We start from the raw sequence: 20,146 nt of genomic DNA, 5'->3' as shown, positions 1-20,146 counted from the left end.
GCAACTGGGATATAATCGTACCGGAGCGGCACCTGCGCGAAGGTTTTCTCGGGAGGAAGGACAGGAGGGCGAACATGCGCTTGATCGATACGAGGACGGTTCTTGGGATATCGCTTTGGATCATGGGCTTCGCCCTCATGGCCGCAGGGTGGCTGATCGACGTCGTCTTCGAACGCTTCGGCTCGATCCCCGCCAAGGTGCTCTACAAGACCGGGGCCATCATCGTCGCCACCCCGATCGTCTATCTCCTCTGGCGGGCGGCCCGCGCGCTCTACGTCCATCGCCTCGACGTGATGCTCTTCATAAACGAGGCCTGGAAACTCCTCGAGGACTTCCAGAAGGTCCTCTAGGGACGCCGAGGATGGCCCGCATCCCTCTCCGAGATACGGAGGCGTCGAGGTGAACGGACTTGCCGCTGCGGTCCTCGGCCTGGCCGTGGGCGCCTTCATGCTTTACTTCCCCTACTGGTGGTGCGGCGTGAGGGGAGAACGCGAGGAGGACTGGGGGCTGGCCTGGTTCATGGGGCCGGGGGCGTGGCGGGACACCCTTCTCGCGCTCGTCCTGACGCTGGTGCCCCTGACCCTCGTATCCCTGCACTGGCCTCCCGAATGGGGCGGTCCCGGACCCCACTCCCCATCGCTCCTCAGGGCGCTGAACCTCCTGGGGGGCGGCCTGGCCGCCGCCTTCATCGAGGAGACGTTCTTTCGGGGCTGGCTCCAGACCCTCACCGTACGCCGATGGGGACCATGGATGGGGATTCCTCTGGCAACGCTGCCCTTCGCCCTGTCCCACCTGATCGTGATGCCGGGCTGGCTGAGGCTGGCGACGTTCTTCCCGGGGCTGGTGATGGGAGTTCTTCGCCACCGCAACGGCTCGGTGCTGCCCGCCGTCGTCTATCACGCGCTCTGCAACGTCTGGGCCGTCTGGTGGGCTCCCCTGCCCTGACTCCAACCCATTTTCCGCAACGACGCAACAAGGAGGTCCGTTTTGGGATGAAAAAACACTTCCGCTTCCATTTGACGTTGACGCTATTTTGTCTTTTGCTCTCCGCCCTCCCCGCGCTTGCCGGACCGGGCGTGCTGGAGCTGCGCATTCCCTGCCGCGTCGGAGACCCCGCCCACGCCCTCATGCCCGACGGGACATCGGTTCCGATCGGCACGGTGCGGATGGTCCCGGTCAAGACGAACTGGCCGGCCTACACGGCCAGCAAGTGGGGCGAGCCGGGGACCGTCTGCGCCTCGGCCGTCAACGCAGTCCACATGCTGGTGAACGTCGAGAAGGGCCGGGGACGAATCCTCAGCGTCGTCCCCTCGGTCACGGTGGCCCCGGCCGCGGCGCCGGGCGCATTCTTCGCGCTCTCCGGCCCCGCGGGCACCGCCTTCTTCGGCGGGCTCGCTCCCATGACGGGCTCCCCGGTATGGATCGAGGCACCGGACGGCTCTCGTCGCCCCCTCGACGGCACGCCCCGCGAGGGGGAGACCCTGGTGATCCGCACCGCCCTGCCGAACCGCCCCGACACCTGGATGACCGACATCGAGAACCGCCCCGGAGGACGGGTGACCGCCTGGACGAAGGCCGGCCCCCGGACCGTGGCCCGGGTCGTCCGCCCCATCGGCGGAGTGGGACGCTTCGGAGGGACCGAGTTCCAGAGGGTCGGCCGCATCCGGGCGTCGCACACGGGCGTGATCGACATCGCCACCTCCCCCCGCGGCGAGGTGGGCGGCATCCAGATCATGCCGCTCGTCCACGCGCTGAGCTCGAAGGAGATGGCGAACGCCTGGAAGCTCACCCAGTGGATGGTCCTGGCCCCACTGCCCGGACATCCCATGCTGGAGGGAAGCGCGCCGCTGTTCAAGGGCACCCTCGTCCCCGGCACGCAGCTCGACGACCGGCTAGCCGACCTGTGGAGCACCTACGGGCGCCGCCCCCTGATCCTCTGCCGCCGCGACGGCGGCCCCTGGACGAAGCTGCCGTCGGTATCCGGCAGGCAGGACGACGCCCTGAGGGACGTGACGCACCTGCGCATCTACCACCCCTTCTGGGAGGAGCCCCAGAAGGGCGGAGATTAGACGAAAACCCGGACTCGGACGAGGCGGGCGTCTTCTTTTGCTCGACACGGCGGGCGCTGCCGGCGCTTGCCTTCGCGTTCCCGTGGGGAGCAGGGCAAAAGGCGGGCGGAAAAAACACAATATAAACCCCTGGGAAACTTGTTTTTATCTTGATTTTTATTTCTTCGTACTTTAGTATGTTCTTGTTTGATTTGGGATGAAGTTTCTCTCTCAATTGCACTGACCTTACGTCGTTGTCCGGTTCGGCCGCCACCCGGAAGAGGCCTTTTGTGAAAAGATTACGGAGGGATGTCCAGAATGAGCATCAAGGGGAAACTTCGACTCATCGCCGTTACGGTCCTCATCGTGATCCTGACGATGGCCGGCGTCACCTACCTTCGCGCAGGAACCCTGCTCGACGACTTTCTCAACCGAGCCGGCGCGGAGATCACGGTGAACTCGGCCCGCATCATCGAAGATCAGTTCGACCGCTACGTCTCGATCGTGGAACTGGCCGCCAGCGCCATGCGCCACGCGGCCGTCCGGGTCGACGGCCAGGAGGAGAGGCACCGGGACATCGGCGAACTCTGCCGCAGCATGCTGAAGAACGTCGGCGACCAAAACATCATGAACCTCTTTCTGGGCTGGGAGGCTACGGGGCTGCTCTCCATAGCGAGCATGGAGGGTGAATGGACGGCGCCCGCCGGATACGACGCGCGTCCCCGGAGCTGGTATCGGGAGGCCGTCGCGGCCCGGGGCTCCGTGGTGGTGGCGGAGCCCTATGTGGAGGCCGCGTCGGGGAAAGCGGTCCTCGCGGTGACCAAGGCCGTTTACGACGAGGCCAACGCGCTGATCGGCGTCGCCGCCATCGAGGTGACCCTGGACGCTCTGAGCGACTTCGTGGTCGGGCGGCAGATATTCGGCCAGGGGGCGGGGGCGCTGGTTCTGAAAAACGGCTTGCTGGTCGCTTGCCGGGACAAGGAACACGTATTCAAGGCCAACATCCTGAGCGGCAAGGAGTTCGACGGCACCATGCACGCCCTGGCCCCCCAGATCGTCGGCGGGGGCTCCGGCGTCGCCGACTGCATCGAGAACGGAGAAATGCAGCGCATCTTCTACGCCCCCGTGGGGCACGGCTTTTTCTTTTACGTCGCCTTCCCGGTGGAGATCATCAACGACATGGTCCACGGCCTGACGCTCCTTCTGGTCCTCATCGCAGCCGTCGCCCTCCTGCTCACGGGCACCCTGATTTTCACCATTATCCGCGGTCTCTCCCGCTCCCTCAAAAACATGAGCTCCGTCACCCAGAAACTGGGCGGAGGAGACCTGACCGTCCGTTTCGAGGAGGTCGGCCGGGACGAGCTGACCCACATGGCCCGCGAACTCAACTGCATGGTCGGCTCTGTATCCGAGACGCTGCACGGCATTCAAATCGAGGCCGACGCAACGACGCGGGAGGCCGACAACCTGGCCGCGATCGCCGAGGAGACCCTGGCCGCCATGGAGGAGGTCGCCGCGTCCGTCGAGCGCGTCAATGGAGTCGTGGGGTCGGTTTCTGCGGCCGTGGAGGAGACCAACGCCTCCATCGGCGAGATCGCCGACAGCGCCCAGGCCAGTGCGCACAACGCCACGGAGGGAGCCGAACAGGCCGCGCAGGTCGCTGAGCTGTCCAAAGATGCCTCCGACGAGGTGAGCTGTGTCGTGGACGGCATGAAAAAGGCCAAGGACAAATCCGAGCGCAGCATCGCCCAGATTCGTGAGCTCGGCCGCTCCGTGGACTCCATCTCCTCCTTCGTGGCCACCATCACCTCCATCGCCGACCAGACGAACCTCCTCGCGCTCAACGCGGCCATCGAAGCGGCACGGGCCGGCGAGGCGGGCAGGGGATTCGCCGTCGTCGCCGAGGAGGTCCGCAAGCTGGCCGAGGAATCGGCGCGTGCGGCCCAGGAGGTCGAAAAGCTGATCGAGGGGCTCCAGCAACATTCCGAGGAGTCCATTTCCGCGACCGAGGCCACCGAACAGCTTCTGACGGAGACGGTCACGACGGCGGAGTCGACCCAGACAAAGCTGAACGAGGCCACGGACGCCATCGCCCGCCTGAACGAGGCGATCCAGAACATCGCGGCCGTCTCCCAGCAGCAGGCCGCCTCGTCGGAGGAGATGACCACGGCCGTTCACCACGTCGCGGAGGCGAACCGCAACGTGGTGAACGCAACGGACTCCATCCACACCTCCACGCAGGAGACGACCAAGGCCGCGGAGGCCATCGCCACGGCCGCTCAGGGATTGTCCGCGACCGCAGACAAACTCCAGCGGCTGGTCGGAACGTTCACCTTCACCGAGAAGCCGGCCATCCTGCCCCGGAAGCAAAACTGACCGCCCTTTCGCCGAGCCTCCCTTTTTGTTGAAGGGAGGCTCGGTTTCAACTCCTCCGCTCCCCTCTCAGCGCCTCGAGCGCCGCCCGGTGGGCCTCGGCGGAGTCCTCCCCGAAACAGACCAGGCGGACCTCCCGAATGGCATCGCAGCCGGTCAGAAATTCCGCGATCGTCCGCAGGGCGATCCGCGCCGCGGCGTCCTTGGGATAGCCGTAGACGCCCGTCGAGATTGCGGGAAACGCAACGGTCCGCGCACCGACCTTCAGAGTCTCCTCCAGAGACCGCCGGTAGGCCGAGGCCAGAAGTTCCGGCTCTCCCCACTCCCCTCCGTTCCAGACCGGCCCCACGGTGTGGACCACCCAGCGGGCAGGAAGCCGATAGCCCTTGGTCGTCTTGGCGTCGCCCGTTCTGCAGCCCTTCAGGCTCCGGCACTCCGCCAGCAGCTCGGGGCCCGCCGCACGGTGGATCGCTCCGTCCACCCCGCCCCCACCCAGCAGGGATTCGTTCGCCGCATTGACAATTGCGTCCACAACCTCCTTGGTGATGTCGCCCCGCACCACCTTTATGCGCTCCAATGCACCATCCATCGAGATCCCCCTTTCAAAGGCCCTTCGATCGGACGGGGTGAGCGCTTCCCTCACCGGACGCCGTCCGGCTCCGTCAGCTCCAACCCCGTCGCCCTTTCCAGCGCCACCTGGGCCACCTGCAGGTCGTGCCGGGCCCGGTATTCGGACAAACGGGCCTCGGTCAGCGTCAGCAGAGCGTCCGAGATCTCCAGAGAAGCGCCGACCCCCGCTCGGTACCGCCCCTCGGCCAGGGCATGGTTTTCCTCCGCCTGGACGACCGTCAGCCCGGCGATGCGGATGCGTTCGCGCGCGTCACGGATGCTCAGGACGGCTTTGCGAACCTCCAGCAGGATGTCCTGCCGCAGGGCCTCCTGCGCGGCCTCCAGGTTCCCGAGCTGCCCCGAGGCCATGCCGACCCTCGCGGCCGTCTCCCCTCCGTCGACGATGGGGAAGGTCAGGGCAAGTCCGGCGTTCCAGCTCGACTCCAGGGACGAGGGCTCCTCGCCCGCAGCGGCATAGCCGCCCCGAAGCGACAGGCTGGGCGAGGCGTAGCGCGCGGCCGAGCGCACCTCGGCCCTCCCGGCTATAGTCCTCAACACCGCAGCTTTATAGTCCTGGCGATGTTCCAGGGCCAAGGCCTCCGCGCTCCGGTCCGCCGACTCGGGAAGCCTCAACGCCGCGGCTCGGACCTCGAACGGCTCCGCCGACGCCACGCCCATCGCGTTCCGCAGCGCCGCACCGGCAAGCTCCACCTCCGAGGCCGCCTCCGTCAAGGCCAGCTGGGCCCTCCCGAGCTCCACCTCCGCCTTCGTGACGTCGATCTTCGGCTTGAGCCCCGTCTCGTAGTAGCCCCTCGCCCGTTCCAGATGCCTTTCGAACGCCTTAACCGACTCCCTCCTCTGCTCCCGAACCTCCAAGGCCAGGAGCAGGCCCATGCAGGCCGTCTTCACTCCGGTGCGAACCCGGAGGCGTACCCCGTTTGCCTCGGCCTCCGAGGCCTTCAGCACGCTTTTCCGGGCGTCGACGGCATACCTCGTCCGGTTCGAGTCGAAGACCTTCAGGCTCGCAGTCACCTCCGCAGAATAGCTGCCCGAGGTCGCGTCCCCCCGCCCCCTGCGAGAGGCCGAAAGGCTGCCCGAAGCCCGCATGCGATCCTCGGCGGCCGTCTGGGAGAGGCGGTGCCGCTCCACCGCAATCCGTGCCTCGGCGCCCGCCAGGTCCGGATGGTTCTCCTCCGCTAGGGCCAGGCATTCCTCGAGCGTCAGGATCCGTGCCGCTCCGGCCCCCGACGCCGGGAGCGGCAGGCAAAACGACACCAGCCCGAGCAGGAGGGCCCCGCTCCGCAGAAAAGCCCCGGCCCGTACTTTTCCGTCCGATCTCATGCGATTTTCCGCCTCCCGACAGGGGACGCGCCCCAGGATCTATCGGGTGCAGTATAGAGGATCGCGCCCGGGCGCACAACTCGCAAATGCCCGCAGGGGGGCATGGTCCCCGCAAGACGCACGAGTGCCGGGACGGGAGTGTCGTATAATCGAAGCATATTCCGACGGGAGGGGATGAGCACCGACCATGAACGCCATTTACGATTTGCTCCGGCTCGGAGACTGGGGGCTTGCCCCCTGGGCCTGGGCCGTCTTCGGGCTGACCGCGTTCCTCGTCGGCTTTTCCAAGATGGGACTGCCCGGCGTCACGATTCTGGCCGTTCCTCTCATGGCAGCGATCTTCCCCGCCAAGCTGTCCGTGGGGCTGCTGCTGCCGATGCTCATGATGGGGGACGTCATCTCCGTCCTCGCCTATCGGCACTTCGCCCGCTGGCGCTATTGCTTCCCCTACCTTCTGTTCGTCGGTCTCGGCGTCGGGCTCGCCTCGCTGGTCGCGGAATCCGTCGACGGCGCGGCCTTTCGCGTCCTCATCGGCTGGATCGTGCTCCTGCTCCTGCTTCTGACCCTCGTGGCGGACGCGATGAAGTCGAGGGGCGCAAACGAGGCTCCCCCAGCGGAGAGCCCGAGCTTGGCCGCATCCGCGGCGTTCGGCTGCCCCGCGGGTTTCTTCTCGGCCCTCGCCAACGCCGCCGGCCCGATCATCGCGCTCTACATGCTGGTCTCGCGCCTCAGAAAGTTCGAATTCATCGGTACGACCGCAGTCTGCACCTTCTTCATGAACTGGTTCAAAATCCCGCTCTTCGTCTCGCTGGGGATGATCGACGCACGGACGCTGAGCCTGGACGCCGCGGCACTGCCCCTGGTGGTCCTGGGCGGGATCGCAGGACACCTTTTCGCGAAGAAGGTTCCCCAGAGGGCCTTCAAGAACCTGGTGCTCCTCCTGGCCCTGGGTGCGGCAGTCAAGCTGATTGCCGGCTGACGTCGCGCCGGCGTTCCCTGCAGGGATGCCGCAGTCGCTCGCAAGAAAGAAGGGATTTCGTTGATTCAAAGGGACAAGATTCTGCAATACGCCAAGGCGAAACCGCACGCCGAACACGAATACAAGGAGGCCTGGGAGGCCGACGTCCTGACCGTCGGCGGGAAGGCCTTCGCCAGGTTCGGGGCCTATCGGGACGGACGGCCGATCGTCACGCTGAAGGCCAACCCCGAGAAGGCGCTGATCCTGCGCGAGGCCTACGAGGGGATCGTCATTCCAGGCTATTATTCCGACAAAAAACACTGGATCTCGATCTTTCTCGACGTCCCGTTCGAGGACATCCTGCTCTTCGGACTGGTCGACGACTCGTACGCCCTGGTCCTCGTCGGCCTCCCCCAAAAGGTCCGGGATTCCCTGGGTGCGCCCCCCTCGGAACCGAAGGTATAATTGAGGGGGTGTCCAGCGGCTCGACGGGCACCTCCATCCAGTGCCACAGCTCATCATCCTCAGGCCCTTGCGCCCGAAGACGTCGGGAGGGATTCGATGAAAAAAGGACGGTTGCTGAACTCCGAACTGAGCTACGCTGTAAGCCGTATCGGCCACACGGCACACATCACGATCTGCGACGCGGGGCTTCCCATCCCGCCGGGCGTGCGTCGGATCGACCTCGCGGTCGAGCCCGGGTACCCCGCCTTCTTGCGCGTCCTCGACGCCCTGCTGAGCGAGATGATGGTGGAGGAGATCGTCCTGGCGGAGGAGATCCGCGAGAAAAACGCCCCCATATTTCAGGGCATCCTGGAGACGTTCGCCTCACACGGCCTTTCCCCCAAGGTCACCCTGATCCCCCACGAGGCATTCAAGGCGTTGGCCCGGGACTCGGAGGCCGTCGTCCGCACCGGGGAATGCACGCCCTACGCAAACGTCATCCTGAGGTCCGGGGTCGTCTTCTGAGGCCGTCATGAGACCGAACATCGGCTCCGTGCTGCTGGAGATGCGGGGCATCGAGAAGAGCTTCCCGGGGGTCAAGGCGCTGGACCACGCCGAGCTCCGCGTCTACGGCGGCGGGGTCATGGCCCTTCTGGGGGAGAACGGGGCGGGGAAATCCACCCTCATCAAGATCATGGCCGGAATTTACCGAATGGACTCGGGCGAGATCCTGCGCGACGGGCGCCCGGTCTGCTACGGCAGCATCCGGGAGTCCCAGGCGGCGGGCATCGCGGTCATCCATCAGGAGCTGAACCTGGTCCCCCAGATGAGCGCCGCCGAGAACATCTTTCTGGGACGCGAGCCCACGGGCACCCTCGGACGCATCGACCGTGAGCGGATGGAGCGGGAGGCGCGGGAGCTGCTGGCCGCCCTCGACATGCACGAGAGCCCGCGCACCCTCGTGAAGGACCTCACGATCGGCAAGCGGCAGCTGGTGGAGATCGCCAAGGCGCTGTCGCAGAATGCGCAGATCCTCGTCCTGGACGAACCCACGGGCGCCCTCACGGACAAGGAGACGCACTGCCTGTTCCGGGTCGTCCGCGGGCTTGCCGCCAGGGGCAAGGGCATCGTCTACATCTCCCACCGTCTGAAGGAGATCCCCAAGATCTGCGACCGCGTCACCATCATGAGGGACGGCCGGTTCATCGTGGAGGAGGCCGTGGAGCACGCCCCAGAGCCCTTCATCATCGAGAAGATGGTGGGACGCCCCCTCGGGGAGCAGTATCCGAAGGTCTCCGTCTCGCTGGGGGACGAGGCCCTTCGCGTTTCGCATTTGACGGGCCCCCACGCGCGCGACGTCGGCTTCTCCCTGCGCCGCGGCGAGGTGCTGGGCATCGCCGGGCTGATGGGATCGGGCCGGACGGAGCTGGTCCGCACACTTTGCGGGAGTCTGCCCAAAACGTCCGGCGAGGTTCGGATCGCAGGCCGGCCCTGCCGGATCGACACGCCGCGCGACGCGTTGCGGAACGGGCTGGCCTACGTTTCGGAGGACCGGAAGGGCACGGGACTGGTCCTGGGCATGAACGTGAGGGAGAACATGACCCTCTCCGCCCTGGCGCGTTTCTCCCCCCGGGGACACGTGCGTGCCCGCGAGGAACGGGCCGCCGTGCAGGACTTCGTGCAGACGTTCCGCATCAAGACCCCATCCCAGGAGCAGATCGTCCGAAATCTGAGCGGCGGGAACCAGCAGAAGGTCGCGATCGCAAAGGCCCTGCTGACGCACCCGGCAATCCTGATTCTGGACGAGCCCACGCGCGGAATCGACGTGGGGGCCAGGAAGGAGATCTACGACGTCGTCAACGACCTGAAGCGGGAGGGGCTGAGCCTCATCGTCATCTCCTCGGAGATGCCCGAGCTGATGGGGCTGAGCGATCGCATCCTGGTGGTGCGGGACGGCGCGATATCCGGCGAGGTGCTCCGCGAGGACTTCGACCAGGAGCGGATCATGCGCCTCGCCCTCCCGGACGCCGCGCCCTCCTCCGGCTCGGAACTCTGCGAGGTGAAGCCATGCTGAAAAGGATTTGGACGAACAAGCCCCTGATCGGTCTGATGCTGTTCGCCGCCGTGGTTTCGGCGATCAATCCCCGTTTTCTCACGATGGGCAACCTCCTCAACGTGCTGCGCCAAACCTCGATCAACTCGGTCATCGCCATCGGAATGACCTTCGTGATTCTGACGGGCGGAATCGACCTCTCCGTCGGCTCCGTGCTGGCCTTCACCGGGGCGCTGTGCGCCTCCATGCTGGGGGCCGGGATCGGCGCCGTCCCGGCGGTGTTTCTGACGATCGGAGCGGGCTTCCTGCTGGGGGCCTGCAGCGGCTTCTTCGTCGCCTACGCCCGCCTGCAGCCCTTCATCGTGACCCTGGTCTCAATGACCTTCCTTCGGGGCGCCACCCTGGTCTTCACAAACGGCCGTCCGATCCCGGTGCGCGGCAGCGAGCTCTTCTCGTCCATCGGCGGAGGGTACATCCTGAACGTGCCCGTCCCCATCGTCCTCATGGTCGTCCTGTTCGCGGCGGGACAATATCTGCTGAGCCGCTTCAGAATCGGCCGCTACGTCTACGCGATCGGCGGCAACGAGGAGGCGGCCCGCCTCTCGGGCATCGACACGGCAAGGGTCAAGGCCCTGGTCTATGGCCTCTCCGGAGCTTTGGCGGCCCTGGCGGGGGTCATCGTCACCTCGCGCCTGGGGTCGGCCCAGCCGACGGCGGGGACGGGGTACGAGCTGGATGCGATCGCGGCGGTGGTCCTGGGCGGCACCTCGCTCGCCGGCGGCTTCGGGAAGGTCTCCGGAACGGCTTTGGGCGTCGTCATCATGGGCGTGCTCGGCAACGCCCTCAACCTTCTGAACGTCACCTCGTACTACCAGATGATGATCCAGGCGGCCGTCATCCTGACGGCGGTCCTGATCGACAAGCGCAGGAGCGTCTGAGGCACGGATCCGTTCGGCGGGGGGATCTCCCCCCGGCATATTTCAAGGAGGTCTTGGAGATGAAGAGAATGAAACGGATTGCGGTATTGCTTTGCGTTTTTGGGCTTCTTCTGGCCGGAAGCGCGGAAGCGGCGCGGCTGGGGCTGGTGATCTCCACGCAGGACAACCCCTTCTTCGTGACGCTGAAGGAGGGCGCGGAGGCGAAGGCCAAGGAGCTGGGGCACGACCTCACGATTCTGGACTCCATGAACGACCCGGCCAAGGAACTTTCGAACGTCGAGGACCTGCTGGTGAAGGGCGTCGATGTCCTGCTGATCAACCCCACGGACTCCGATGCGGTGGGGTCGGCGGTCGCCGCGGCGAACAAGGCGGGCGTACCCGTCGTCACCCTGGACCGGGGAGCGAACAGAGGCACCGTCGTTGCCCACATCGCCTCGGACAACGTGGCCGGCGGCAGGATGGCCGGAGAATTCATCCTCCAGAAGCTCGGCGGCAAGGGCAAGGTCGTTGAGCTTGAGGGCATCCCCGGCACGACCGCGGCCCGCGACCGTGGGCAGGGCTTCAACGAGGCCGTCAAAGGCAAGCTGGAGGTCGTGGCGCGCCAGACCGCCGATTTCGACCGCACCAAGGGTCTGACGGTCATGGAGGACGTCGTTCAGGCGCAGCCGGATTTCGACGCCGTCTTCGCCCACAACGACGAGATGGCCCTCGGAGCCCTGAGGGCTTTGGAGGCCGCGGGTAAGGCGGTGGTCCTGGTGGGGTTCGACGCGACGGACGACGCGGTGAAGGCCGTCAAGGAGAAGAAGATGACCGCCACGGTAGCGCAGAAGCCCGCGGAGATCGGAGCGAAGGGCGTCGGTGCCGCCGACGACCTCCTGAACAAGAAGGAGCTCCCCGCCTTCATCCCCGTGGAGCTGATGCTGGTGACGGAGTGAGGTGCAAATAAAGGGGCGGGGCTGAGAGGCCTCGCCCCTTTCGCATTCGAACTTTTTGGATTCGCCATTTTGGGGTGGCGCCAAGCCCCGGCCCCTTCCAGCTGTCCTGCCCGGACACAGAGCACGCAACTTTCGCACTTATTGACCAATTCAGCTCCATCTGATAGAGTGTTCGGGTGGTCGACCGGTCGACCACCCGAACACTCTATCAGATGGAGCTGAACAGTGTACAGACCTGTTGAAGACCTGAAGGACGTCATTATCGGCCACGTCAGAAAGCAGATATTCGAGGAGCGGGCTCTCTCCCCAGGCAGCCAGATCAACGAACGGGAGATCGCCCGTGCCCTGAACATCAGCAGGGCCCCTGTGAGGGAGGCCTTCAAGGAACTGGAGGCCCAGGGATTCCTCGTCTCCATCAAGTACAAGGGGTGGTTCGTCGCCGATCCGAGCGAGGAGGAGATCCTGGAGATCAACACCATCCGCACGCTCCTGGAGCACTCCCTTTTCGAGACGGCCATCAACCGCGCCAGTTTCTCCGAGGCGGATCTCCTTCCCGCAGAACAAATCAACCACGAATTGGGGGAGATCGCCGAGGAGGAGAACGGCATTGAAAAAGTCTATTGTTTCCTGGAAAAGGAGATGGAATTTCACATGCAGCTTCACGCTCTTGCGAAGGACCACTGCCTTTGGACCAGGAAATTACTGACGAACCTTTCCTACCAAATCCGCCTGTCCTTTGTCGGCTGGCTTTACAAATACGGCTACATGCGACACAGCTTCCAAACGCATCGCGCGATGCTGGACTGCCTGAGGGCGAAGGACCTCGAAGGCCTCCGGCGTCTTCTCTCACAACGTCTGTCCCGTCAGCGCAATCCGGGGAAAGACTGGGAGACGGATCCCTGAATTTCCGGGGACAGCCATCCACAACGCAATCCTGTCAAGGAGGTGAGACAGCAAAACCTGCCATCCTCAACCGATACACGGCACCGTTCAGTATTGAAGCTCATTGTTTTCCCCAGGATAAATAAAAAGAGAGCATGAAAGGAGCTGTATCATGAAAAAGATCGTGTTCGTCCTCGCCCTGCTGGTCCTTTTGTCGAACTGTGCCGCTCCCGCTCTGGCCGCCCCGGAATACGAACTTCGGCTGGCGGTCACGGCAACGCCTCCCCATCCCTGGATCGACGCCGCCAATTTCATTGCGGAGGAAGTCGCAAAAAAAACGGACGGCAAGGTCAGCATCACCATTTATCACAGCTCGAGCCTGGGAACCTCTCAGGCGATCCTCGACGAAATCAGCATGGGCACCATCGATTTCGGCCTCGAGGGCATGATGGTCCTGTCCTCCATGATCCCGGAAACCGTCGTGCTGTCCTACCCCTATTTCTTCAAGGACTACGATCAATTCCGCAAGGTGACGGGAAAGGACAGCAAGGTTCTGCAGTATTTCCAAAAACTCTTCCAGGACCGCAATCTGGGGATCAAGCTTCTGGCCCTCGGCGGGGGCGGAACCCGTCAGTACTCCAACAGGATCAAACCCATCCGGATCCCGGACGATTTGCAGGGGATGAAGATGCGCGTGCCCGGCTCCCCCATCGAAAGCAAGATCTGGGGGCTGGCGGGGGCGATCACCACGCCGACGAGCTGGGGGGAGGTCTATTCCGCAGTTCAGACGGGGGTCGTGGACGCCTTCGAATCGACGATCAGCGGCTATTACGGCAGCAAGCTTTACGAGGTTGCGAAATATCACAGCAAAACGCAGCATCAATACATGATCAGCGGCGTCTTCATGAGCGAGGCGACCTACAGGAAGCTGCCCGAAGCCTATCGGGACATCGTGGCCGGCGTGTGCTCGGAGGCCGGAGCCATCGTGACCCAAAAGGGCCTGGAATACGACGAGCGCCTGCTTCAGGAGATGATCGACAAAAAACTCGCCATCGTCAACGAGGTGGACAAGGACGCCTTCATGAAGCTCTACAGCCCTCTGCAGGATGAACTTGCGAAGGACGGCGGCTACACCGACCTGTTGAATCTGATGCGGGAGGTCCGGGACCACTGACGAAAAATCCTTGAGGCGTCGGGCCCGACCGCCCGACGCCTCAAGATTCGGCGCGCGCTCCATCCTTGAGCCCACGAAAGGCTGCAAGGATGCCTTGCCCCGCATTTCGACAAGGAAGGTGACCTCTTGAATATTCTTCACCGATTCAATATGAGGATCCGAAAGCTGTTGCTGTTCTCCGGGGTATCGCTCCTGGGCATTTTTGTGGTTGCCGTTCTGCTGCAAGTTCTTTCGAGAAACATTTTGAAAGTATCGATGGACTGGACCTCCGAGGTCGCCGTCTTCGCATTCATCTGGTCCATATTGCTGGGATCGGCCGTAGCGCTGTCGACGAGGCGCCATTACGTGGTCGATCTGATCCCCGCCCGCCACGTCAAACTGAACAAGGCCATGCTCGTTCTCTCCGAACTGCTTGTCTCGCTCGTCATCCTCGCACTGATATGGGGAGGGACGAAATTTGCCCTTCTCGGGTGGTACCGGCTGACAACGGCTTTGGAGATCCCGCGCTTCTGGCTTTTTGTCTCCCTGCCGATCAGCGCCGCCTTCATGTTTCTGTTCAACCTTGAAAACATTCTGATCGACATCGGCGCCTTCAAGACCCCCCAGGGGGGAGAGGAGGGGAGAAAATGAACGCTCCTCTGCTCTTTCTTCTGGGAACTTTCTTCCTTTTCATCGCCATCAGAGTGCCCGTGGCCTTCGCCTTGGGCCTGTCCTCCCTGCTGACCATAGTCCAGCTGGGGCTGCCGTTCATGTCGATGGTCAATCAGATGTTCAGTGGAATCAGCTCCTTTCCGCTGCTTGCGGTGCCCTTTTTCCTGCTGCTCGGCAGACTGATGAACGACGGCGGTATCACCGACCGTCTGATGAAGGTCTCGGACGCCTGGGTCGGCCACATCAAGGGCGGTCTGGGGCACGTCAACGTCATGGTCAGCATGCTGTTTGCAGGGCTTTCCGGCTCCTCCTCGGCGGACACGGCCGGCATCGGGGCCATGTTGATCCCGGCGATGAAAAAGGCCGGTTTCGACACGGATTTTTCCGTCGCGATCACGGCGGCCTCCTCGACGCTCGGCGGGATCATCCCCCCCAGCATCCTGATGGTCGTCTACGGCGCGATGGGGCAGCTTTCCATCGGAGCTCTCTTTCTGACCGGGATCGTCCCCGGAATCCTGATCGGCATCGCCCAGATGGTCTATACCTATTGCCTGGCCCGAAAGCGCGATTATCCCTCCCTGCCGCGTAAGGGCTACCTCGAACGCCTCAGGGTGACCGCCCGGGCCCTTCCGCCCCTGTCCCTGCCCTTCATCATCCTGGGAGGGGTCACCCTGGGGTACTTTACGGCAACCGAGGCGGCCGCCGTCGCCGTACTCATCGGCCTGGTCCTGATCCTTCTGGTCTACCGCCATATCGGCGTCAGGGACCTCCCCGCGGTCTTCGCGGACTCCATGGTCGGGTATGCCGTCCCCATGTTCGCGGTCGCGAACGCCAGTATCTTCGGCTGGCTCATCGCCTATCTGAACGCTCCCGTGATGGTGGCGAACTGGATTTTGTCCATGACCAGCAGCTATTACGGCGTCTACGCCATGATCGTCCTGTTCCTCCTCGTCGTCGGGACCTTCCTGAGCCCCCTGACGGCCGTCATCATCTTTCTGCCCATCCTCCAGCGCATGGGGGACAGCGTGGGAATCCACCCCCTGCACCTGGGGATCATCGTCAACCTGACCCTCTCCCTGGGGCTGATCACACCCCCCTACGGGATCTGCCTTCTGATCGCGTCCCAACTGGGGGGGATAAGCACCCCGCGTGCCTTCCTGGCGATTCTGCCCATGATCTTCCTCACGATCGGGGTCATCGTCCTCGGCATCCTGTTCCCGGAGCTTTTCCTGTTCATTCCGCGGTTTTTCATGCCCTCCTCGGTCTGAGGCCGATGGACGCCGGCATCCGGAGATCCGCTTTCTTCGAAAGGAGCCTTTTTAAATGAAAATAGCAGTCATCGGCGCGGGCGCTTGCGGTTTCACGACCGCCGCACATTGTTCTCTGAAGGGGCACGAGGTCGCCCTCTACGAGTTTCCGGAGTTCTCGGAGTCCGTCGCCGAGATAAAAAAACTGGGCGGCATCCACATGGAGATATGCGAGGGCAACGGCCTTCCCCAGGGATTCGCTGAAATCGGCACCATCACGACGGACATAGCCGCCGCGTTGAAGGATGCGGAGATCGTCATCGTCGCTGTACCCGCATACGGAGAGGCCCGAGCCGCGGAGGTCTGTGCCCCGTACCTGAGGAAGGAACAGTACGTCTACCTCTCCTCGGGCTACATGTACGGCAGCCTGGAATTCTCCCGGACGCTCAAAAAGAACGGCAACCACGAGCCCATCGCGGTCGCCGAGATGAACAACACCATCTACGCCACATTCAAGACCAATCCCTCGACGATCTGGGCAGGCGGGTACAAGCACGGGCTCGGTGTCGCCTCCTTTCCCGGCAAATCGGCGACGGCTCTGGTGGAAAAACTCAAGGCCCTCTATCCCGAGATCGTGGAGTTCGAGAACATCGTCCAGACCGGGGTATCGAACCCCAACCCCTCCCTGCATGCGACCACGGTCGTCTTCAACGCGTGTTACGTCGACCGGAAGGCCGAGGTGCTGCTCTACCACGACGGAGAACACCTGAGCGCCATGAGCGAAGCGGTAGCCCGCGTCAACGAGGATATGAACGCCGAGCGCATGCAGCTGCTCGAAAAAGGCGTATTTCGGTCGTTGAAGGACTGGAAGTTCACAATCAAGGATTGGTACGCCTACCACGGGGTCCGGGGAGAATCCCTGGTCGAAATCGTGAGCAGCCACCCCGGCCTTTCCCTGGGCAAACTGCCGAAAACCTTCGAGCACCGCTACCTGACGGAGGACGTTCCCTTCGGTCTGCTGCCCCTTATCGAGATTCTGGAGCGCCACGAGATTCCCTGCCCCGTCAACAAGGGGGTGGCCTCCCTCGCCGCCTCCCTGTCCGGCATCGATTTCGCCCGAAGAGGACGTACCCTGCGCAGCCTCGGACTCGAGAAACTCTCGAACGGGGATCTGTTCCGCTATCTGCACGAAGGGGAAATCTAAGGTCCGAAAAACGCCCCACCCCAGCGGGACTGGGAAAACCATCCTTTCCCCCCTCGTCCCTTTGGAATAAAATGACCCTGCGATCCCAATACCGCTTTTTCAGGGAAACGACATCATTACAGGAGGCCAAGCGATGAGAACACGATGGATGGGAGTAGCGCTCCTGCTGCTGGCGGCGGCGCTGGCAACGGGGGCCGAGGCGGCGGAGCAGAGGGCGTTTGCCCTGGAGGACCCGGTTACGCTCTACGCCAAGCCCGACAAGGGCGCGAAGTCGTGGGAAGCCAGCCTGCCGGAGTCGGGCGTATCCGTCCCGAGCGCCATCCGCGACAAGCAGGATATGCTCTGGTACAAGGTGAAGGTGGACGGCAAGACCGGCTGGCTCTTCCAGGAGGGAATCCGCCTGAAGATGGGGCCAAAGAGCAAGTCGGCCGTCAACATCTACAAGCGCTACGTCGCGGCCCGCCGGAAGATCGCCGGCAAAGCGCCCAAGAACTGGACTCAACAGGAGAGCACCCCGGTGGAAGGAGCCGAGGTGGAGACCTGGTCCACCTCCGGGGCCGTGCTGCAGACCCTCGGAGAAGGCCCCAAGGCCGAGGACGTCTATTTCAAGACCAACTCCGCCGAGGCCTGCAAGACGTTTTTGGGCTTCGAGGCCATCGGCATGAGCAAGGACGAGCTGAGGACCAAGGTCGGCACCCCGACGGTCCGCGAGACCCCAAGCGGAGAGCCGGAGGTCAGCATCCTCTCCTACGAGTTCGCGGACGGGGACATGACTCTGGCCTTCACGCTGCGCTCTCAGATCGTGGAACAGGCCGAGCTTTACAAGGGCTCGACCGGCGAGGCCGATACGGACTGGCCGGTCGAGGTGCTCAACCTGCGCAGCCTGGACTGACGGACCCCGCCGCACTTCATCTTCGGGCTCGGCAGGGAGCGCTCCGCGGACTCTCGGCAGGCAGGCTTTGGCGTCACACAGAACGACGGAGCTCGAGGAGGGAACGTCCTCCTCGAGCTTCGTCTTATTTTGCGGGGGGAATCGTTTGGATGAAAGAACGCCCCCTCTGCACGAAATCAAGCCACAAATCGAACCTTCTCGACAGTTTTATAGAACATGAAAAAATACGTTTGTTCATAATGCAACATTAGAAGTGTATATTTCCTGTGTTGTGCTACACTAACGAAGGAAGGTCTCCAAGGGAGAGCTGTTTTGGGCTTTGCCCTTGAAGAGAACAAGTTGAAGAGAGGAAGGTCGTCGCTCCTTTTCCCGAACGGAGCGCTGCGAAGGAGGTGGAGCCCGGGGCCGTACATCTCTGGAGTCGTGCGTGAAGGGTTTTGGGGTAAGTCTTGAAGCAATCGCTTCAGAAAGGAGATCGTATCGATATGATCCGCTCCAGGCGCAACGTTTTCGGTCGCATCCTTCTCGGTTCCTTTTGCCTTCTGGCCCTCTGCCTGCCCTCGCTGGCCTGTACGGACGTCGTCGTCGGCAAGGACGCCTCCACCGACGGGTCCGTGATGACCTGCCACACGGCGGACGGAGCCTATTACGACGCCCAGATCCGTTTCATCCCCGGTCAGAAGTTCCCCGCCGGCGCCAAGGCCGACGTCTTCCGCAACATCGTCCTGGAGGAGCGGGGCGGCTGGGTCAAGATCGGCGAGATCCCGCAGGTGGAGCAGACCTACGGCTATTTCCACGTCGGCTACCCGGCGATGAACGAACACCGCGTCGCCATCGGCGAGACGACGATCGGCCAAAAGGAAATCCTCAAGACCGTGCCCAACGGGGGCAAGGCGATCATGACCATCGAACAGCTGGAGGTCTTCGCCCTGCAGCGTGCCAAGACCGCCCGGGAGGCCATCGCCGTCATCGGGGAACTGTCCCAGAAGTACGGTTTTCTCCCCTCCTGCGGGACGGAGGGCGAGTGCCTGACCATCACCGATCCCGACGAGGCCTGGATCTTCCACGTCTTCAGCACGGGGTTCACCTGGACCCCCGAGAGCGGCAAACCCGGCTCCCTCTGGGCGGCGCAGCGCGTGCCGGACGACGAGGTGGTGGTGGTGCCCAACATCGCCCGCATCCGCTTTATCGACCCCAAGGACACCAAGAACTTCATGGTCTCCGACAACTACATGCAACACGCCATCGACAACGGCCTTTACGACCCCAAGAGCGGCGAGCCGTTCGACTTCCAGGCCGCCTACTCCCCCGCCACCGGGAACGACGACTGGGCCCTGAGCTCCATGTGGATCCGAAACCGCCTCTATTCCATCCACAAGGCCCTGGCCCCCAGCCGGGAATGGGACCCCTACGCCCCCGTGAACGCCTATCCCTTCTCCATCAAGCCGGAGAAGAAGATCTCGGTGCGCGACGTCATGAGCTTCATCCGCGGCTACCACTGCGACAGCGTCTTCGACATGTCCTCACACCCCGCCTGGATCGTCGCGGACGAGGAGGGCAAGGCCGTCAAGAGCCCTCTGACGACCCCCTTCCCGACCCGTCTGCAGCGGAAGCTCTTGAAAATCCCCTATTCCCGCAGCGTCGCGGTCAACGGCTGCGCCTACAGCTGGGTCTCGCAGATGCGCAAGGACCTGCCTGAGCCCGTGGGCGGCGTCCTGTGGTTCGGCTACGACAACCCGGCCCATACGCTTTACGTGCCCGTCTACACCGGAACCCGGGACACGAAGGAGAGCTGGAAGAGCAATTTCGACCGGGACAAGTTCAGCTTCGACTCCGCGCAGTGGGCGTTCATGCTTCAGGACGACGTCGTGAACTGGCGCTATCAGGAGGCCATCAAGGACCTGGAGGCCGTCCGCAACCCGATCGAGGACGAGTTCTTCAAAAAACAGCCCGAGGTGGAGAAGAAGGCGGCCGAGCTCTACAAGGAGAGCCCGGAGAAGGCCACCCAGTTCCTGACCGACTACACCATCGAGTGCATGGGCAAGGCCGAGAAGGCCTATTGGGAGCTCAACGCCACCAGCATCGCGAAGTACACCAACAACCGCTGAGCAACGTTCAAAGCGTGACAGGACAAGAGCAGGGCCGACGGGATTTCTCTCCCGTCGGCTTTTTTGTTCGATTCGGAAAGCGAAAACGGAGAGTCCTCATGACCCTACCCGACCCCGAACAAGGAGTCATCTCCCTTCGGAATCCAGATAAGCCCGTGGAACCTGAAAAATGCTGCAACAAAACCACACTAGATGTACAGTCCCATGTTATGATGGAACAGAGAATCCTTCAAAGAAGACCTGCTAGAAAAAGTCAAGGGATTAATTGAGAAATGGCAGCAGGGGGTAA

At 63.3% G+C, this 20,146-nt stretch carries 19 protein-coding genes; 17 read left to right on the top strand and 2 right to left on the bottom strand.

Annotated elements, in window-relative coordinates; genetic code table 11:
- Positions 1–74 precede the first annotated feature (74 nt).
- The 4 genes from EII26_RS09950 (at position 75) to EII26_RS09935 (ending at position 4,424) form a co-directional block, all read left to right on the top strand.
- Entirely contained in the window at positions 75–350 is a 276-nt protein-coding gene (locus EII26_RS09950; RefSeq protein ID WP_124889009.1) for a hypothetical protein, read from the top strand.
- A gap of 49 nt (positions 351–399) precedes the next feature.
- The gene (gene mrtS / locus EII26_RS09945; protein WP_124889008.1) at positions 400–945 is read left to right on the top strand and encodes a Synerg-CTERM system glutamic-type intramembrane protease MrtS; all 546 of its coding nucleotides are present in this window, start codon (positions 400–402) and stop codon (positions 943–945) included.
- A 47-nt stretch (positions 946–992) separates the two neighbouring features.
- Positions 993–2,069, top strand: coding sequence for a hypothetical protein (locus EII26_RS09940; RefSeq protein WP_124889007.1), 1,077 nt, complete (start codon positions 993–995; stop codon positions 2,067–2,069).
- Positions 2,070–2,366: 297 nt separating this feature from the next.
- Positions 2,367–4,424: a methyl-accepting chemotaxis protein gene (locus tag EII26_RS09935; RefSeq protein ID WP_158612260.1), complete on the top strand. Its 2,058-nt coding sequence runs from the start codon at positions 2,367–2,369 to the stop codon at positions 4,422–4,424.
- Between the two features lie 46 nt (positions 4,425–4,470).
- Here EII26_RS09935 and EII26_RS09930 read toward each other — a convergent pair whose 3' ends face one another.
- Together EII26_RS09930 and EII26_RS09925 are read right to left on the bottom strand one after the other, a co-directional pair.
- Positions 4,471–5,010: an O-acetyl-ADP-ribose deacetylase gene (locus EII26_RS09930; RefSeq protein WP_124889005.1), complete on the bottom strand. Its 540-nt coding sequence runs from the start codon at positions 5,008–5,010 to the stop codon at positions 4,471–4,473.
- A 50-nt stretch (positions 5,011–5,060) separates the two neighbouring features.
- Positions 5,061–6,371 (bottom strand): TolC family protein, encoded by a 1,311-nt coding sequence (locus EII26_RS09925; protein WP_124889004.1) that lies wholly within the window; start codon positions 6,369–6,371, stop codon positions 5,061–5,063.
- Positions 6,372–6,558: 187 nt separating this feature from the next.
- On the opposite strand from EII26_RS09925, the gene EII26_RS09920 reads away from it, so the two are divergent.
- The 13 genes from EII26_RS09920 (at position 6,559) to EII26_RS09860 (ending at position 19,857) form a co-directional block, all read left to right on the top strand.
- Positions 6,559–7,350 (top strand): sulfite exporter TauE/SafE family protein, encoded by a 792-nt coding sequence (locus EII26_RS09920; protein WP_124889003.1) that lies wholly within the window; start codon positions 6,559–6,561, stop codon positions 7,348–7,350.
- Positions 7,351–7,410: 60 nt separating this feature from the next.
- Positions 7,411–7,794: an MmcQ/YjbR family DNA-binding protein gene (locus tag EII26_RS09915; RefSeq protein WP_158612259.1), complete on the top strand. Its 384-nt coding sequence runs from the start codon at positions 7,411–7,413 to the stop codon at positions 7,792–7,794.
- 96 nt (positions 7,795–7,890) lie between these two features.
- Positions 7,891–8,298 carry a D-ribose pyranase gene (gene rbsD / locus EII26_RS09910; RefSeq protein WP_124889001.1) on the top strand — a complete coding sequence of 136 codons (408 nt, stop codon included), beginning with the start codon at positions 7,891–7,893 and terminating at the stop codon, positions 8,296–8,298.
- A gap of 7 nt (positions 8,299–8,305) precedes the next feature.
- Positions 8,306–9,847, top strand: a complete 1,542-nt coding sequence (locus tag EII26_RS09905; protein ID WP_124889000.1) for a sugar ABC transporter ATP-binding protein — start codon at positions 8,306–8,308, stop codon at positions 9,845–9,847.
- A complete protein-coding gene (locus tag EII26_RS09900; protein ID WP_124888999.1) occupies positions 9,841–10,764 on the top strand; it encodes an ABC transporter permease subunit in 924 nt (307 codons plus the stop codon). Before EII26_RS09905 ends, EII26_RS09900 begins: the two co-directional genes overlap by 7 nt.
- Before the next feature lie 59 nt (positions 10,765–10,823).
- Positions 10,824–11,699 (top strand): ribose ABC transporter substrate-binding protein RbsB, encoded by an 876-nt coding sequence (rbsB, locus tag EII26_RS09895; RefSeq protein WP_199735170.1) that lies wholly within the window; start codon positions 10,824–10,826, stop codon positions 11,697–11,699.
- Between the two features lie 225 nt (positions 11,700–11,924).
- Positions 11,925–12,602, top strand: coding sequence for a GntR family transcriptional regulator (locus EII26_RS09890; RefSeq protein WP_124888998.1), 678 nt, complete (start codon positions 11,925–11,927; stop codon positions 12,600–12,602).
- A gap of 151 nt (positions 12,603–12,753) precedes the next feature.
- Positions 12,754–13,755: a TRAP transporter substrate-binding protein gene (locus tag EII26_RS09885; RefSeq protein WP_124888997.1), complete on the top strand. Its 1,002-nt coding sequence runs from the start codon at positions 12,754–12,756 to the stop codon at positions 13,753–13,755.
- A 150-nt stretch (positions 13,756–13,905) separates the two neighbouring features.
- The gene (locus EII26_RS09880; RefSeq protein ID WP_124888996.1) at positions 13,906–14,385 is read left to right on the top strand and encodes a TRAP transporter small permease; all 480 of its coding nucleotides are present in this window, start codon (positions 13,906–13,908) and stop codon (positions 14,383–14,385) included.
- A complete protein-coding gene (locus tag EII26_RS09875; RefSeq protein ID WP_124888995.1) occupies positions 14,382–15,674 on the top strand; it encodes a TRAP transporter large permease in 1,293 nt (430 codons plus the stop codon). The genes EII26_RS09880 and EII26_RS09875 overlap by 4 nt, the downstream gene beginning before the upstream one ends.
- Before the next feature lie 55 nt (positions 15,675–15,729).
- Positions 15,730–16,857, top strand: coding sequence for an NAD/NADP-dependent octopine/nopaline dehydrogenase family protein (locus EII26_RS09870; RefSeq protein WP_124888994.1), 1,128 nt, complete (start codon positions 15,730–15,732; stop codon positions 16,855–16,857).
- A 133-nt stretch (positions 16,858–16,990) separates the two neighbouring features.
- A complete protein-coding gene (locus EII26_RS09865) occupies positions 16,991–17,749 on the top strand; it encodes a hypothetical protein (protein ID WP_124888993.1) in 759 nt (252 codons plus the stop codon).
- Positions 17,750–18,234: 485 nt separating this feature from the next.
- Positions 18,235–19,857, top strand: a complete 1,623-nt coding sequence (locus EII26_RS09860) for a dipeptidase (RefSeq protein ID WP_124888992.1) — start codon at positions 18,235–18,237, stop codon at positions 19,855–19,857.
- The last annotated feature ends 289 nt before the right edge of the window (positions 19,858–20,146 follow it).

Origin of the sequence: Fretibacterium sp. OH1220_COT-178 (assembly GCF_003860125.1) — a bacterium.
Taxonomy (GTDB): Bacteria; Synergistota; Synergistia; order Synergistales; family Aminobacteriaceae; genus CAJPSE01.
The sequence above is the reverse complement of the archived record's forward strand: the minus strand, read 5'-3'. Positions and strand labels throughout refer to the sequence as shown.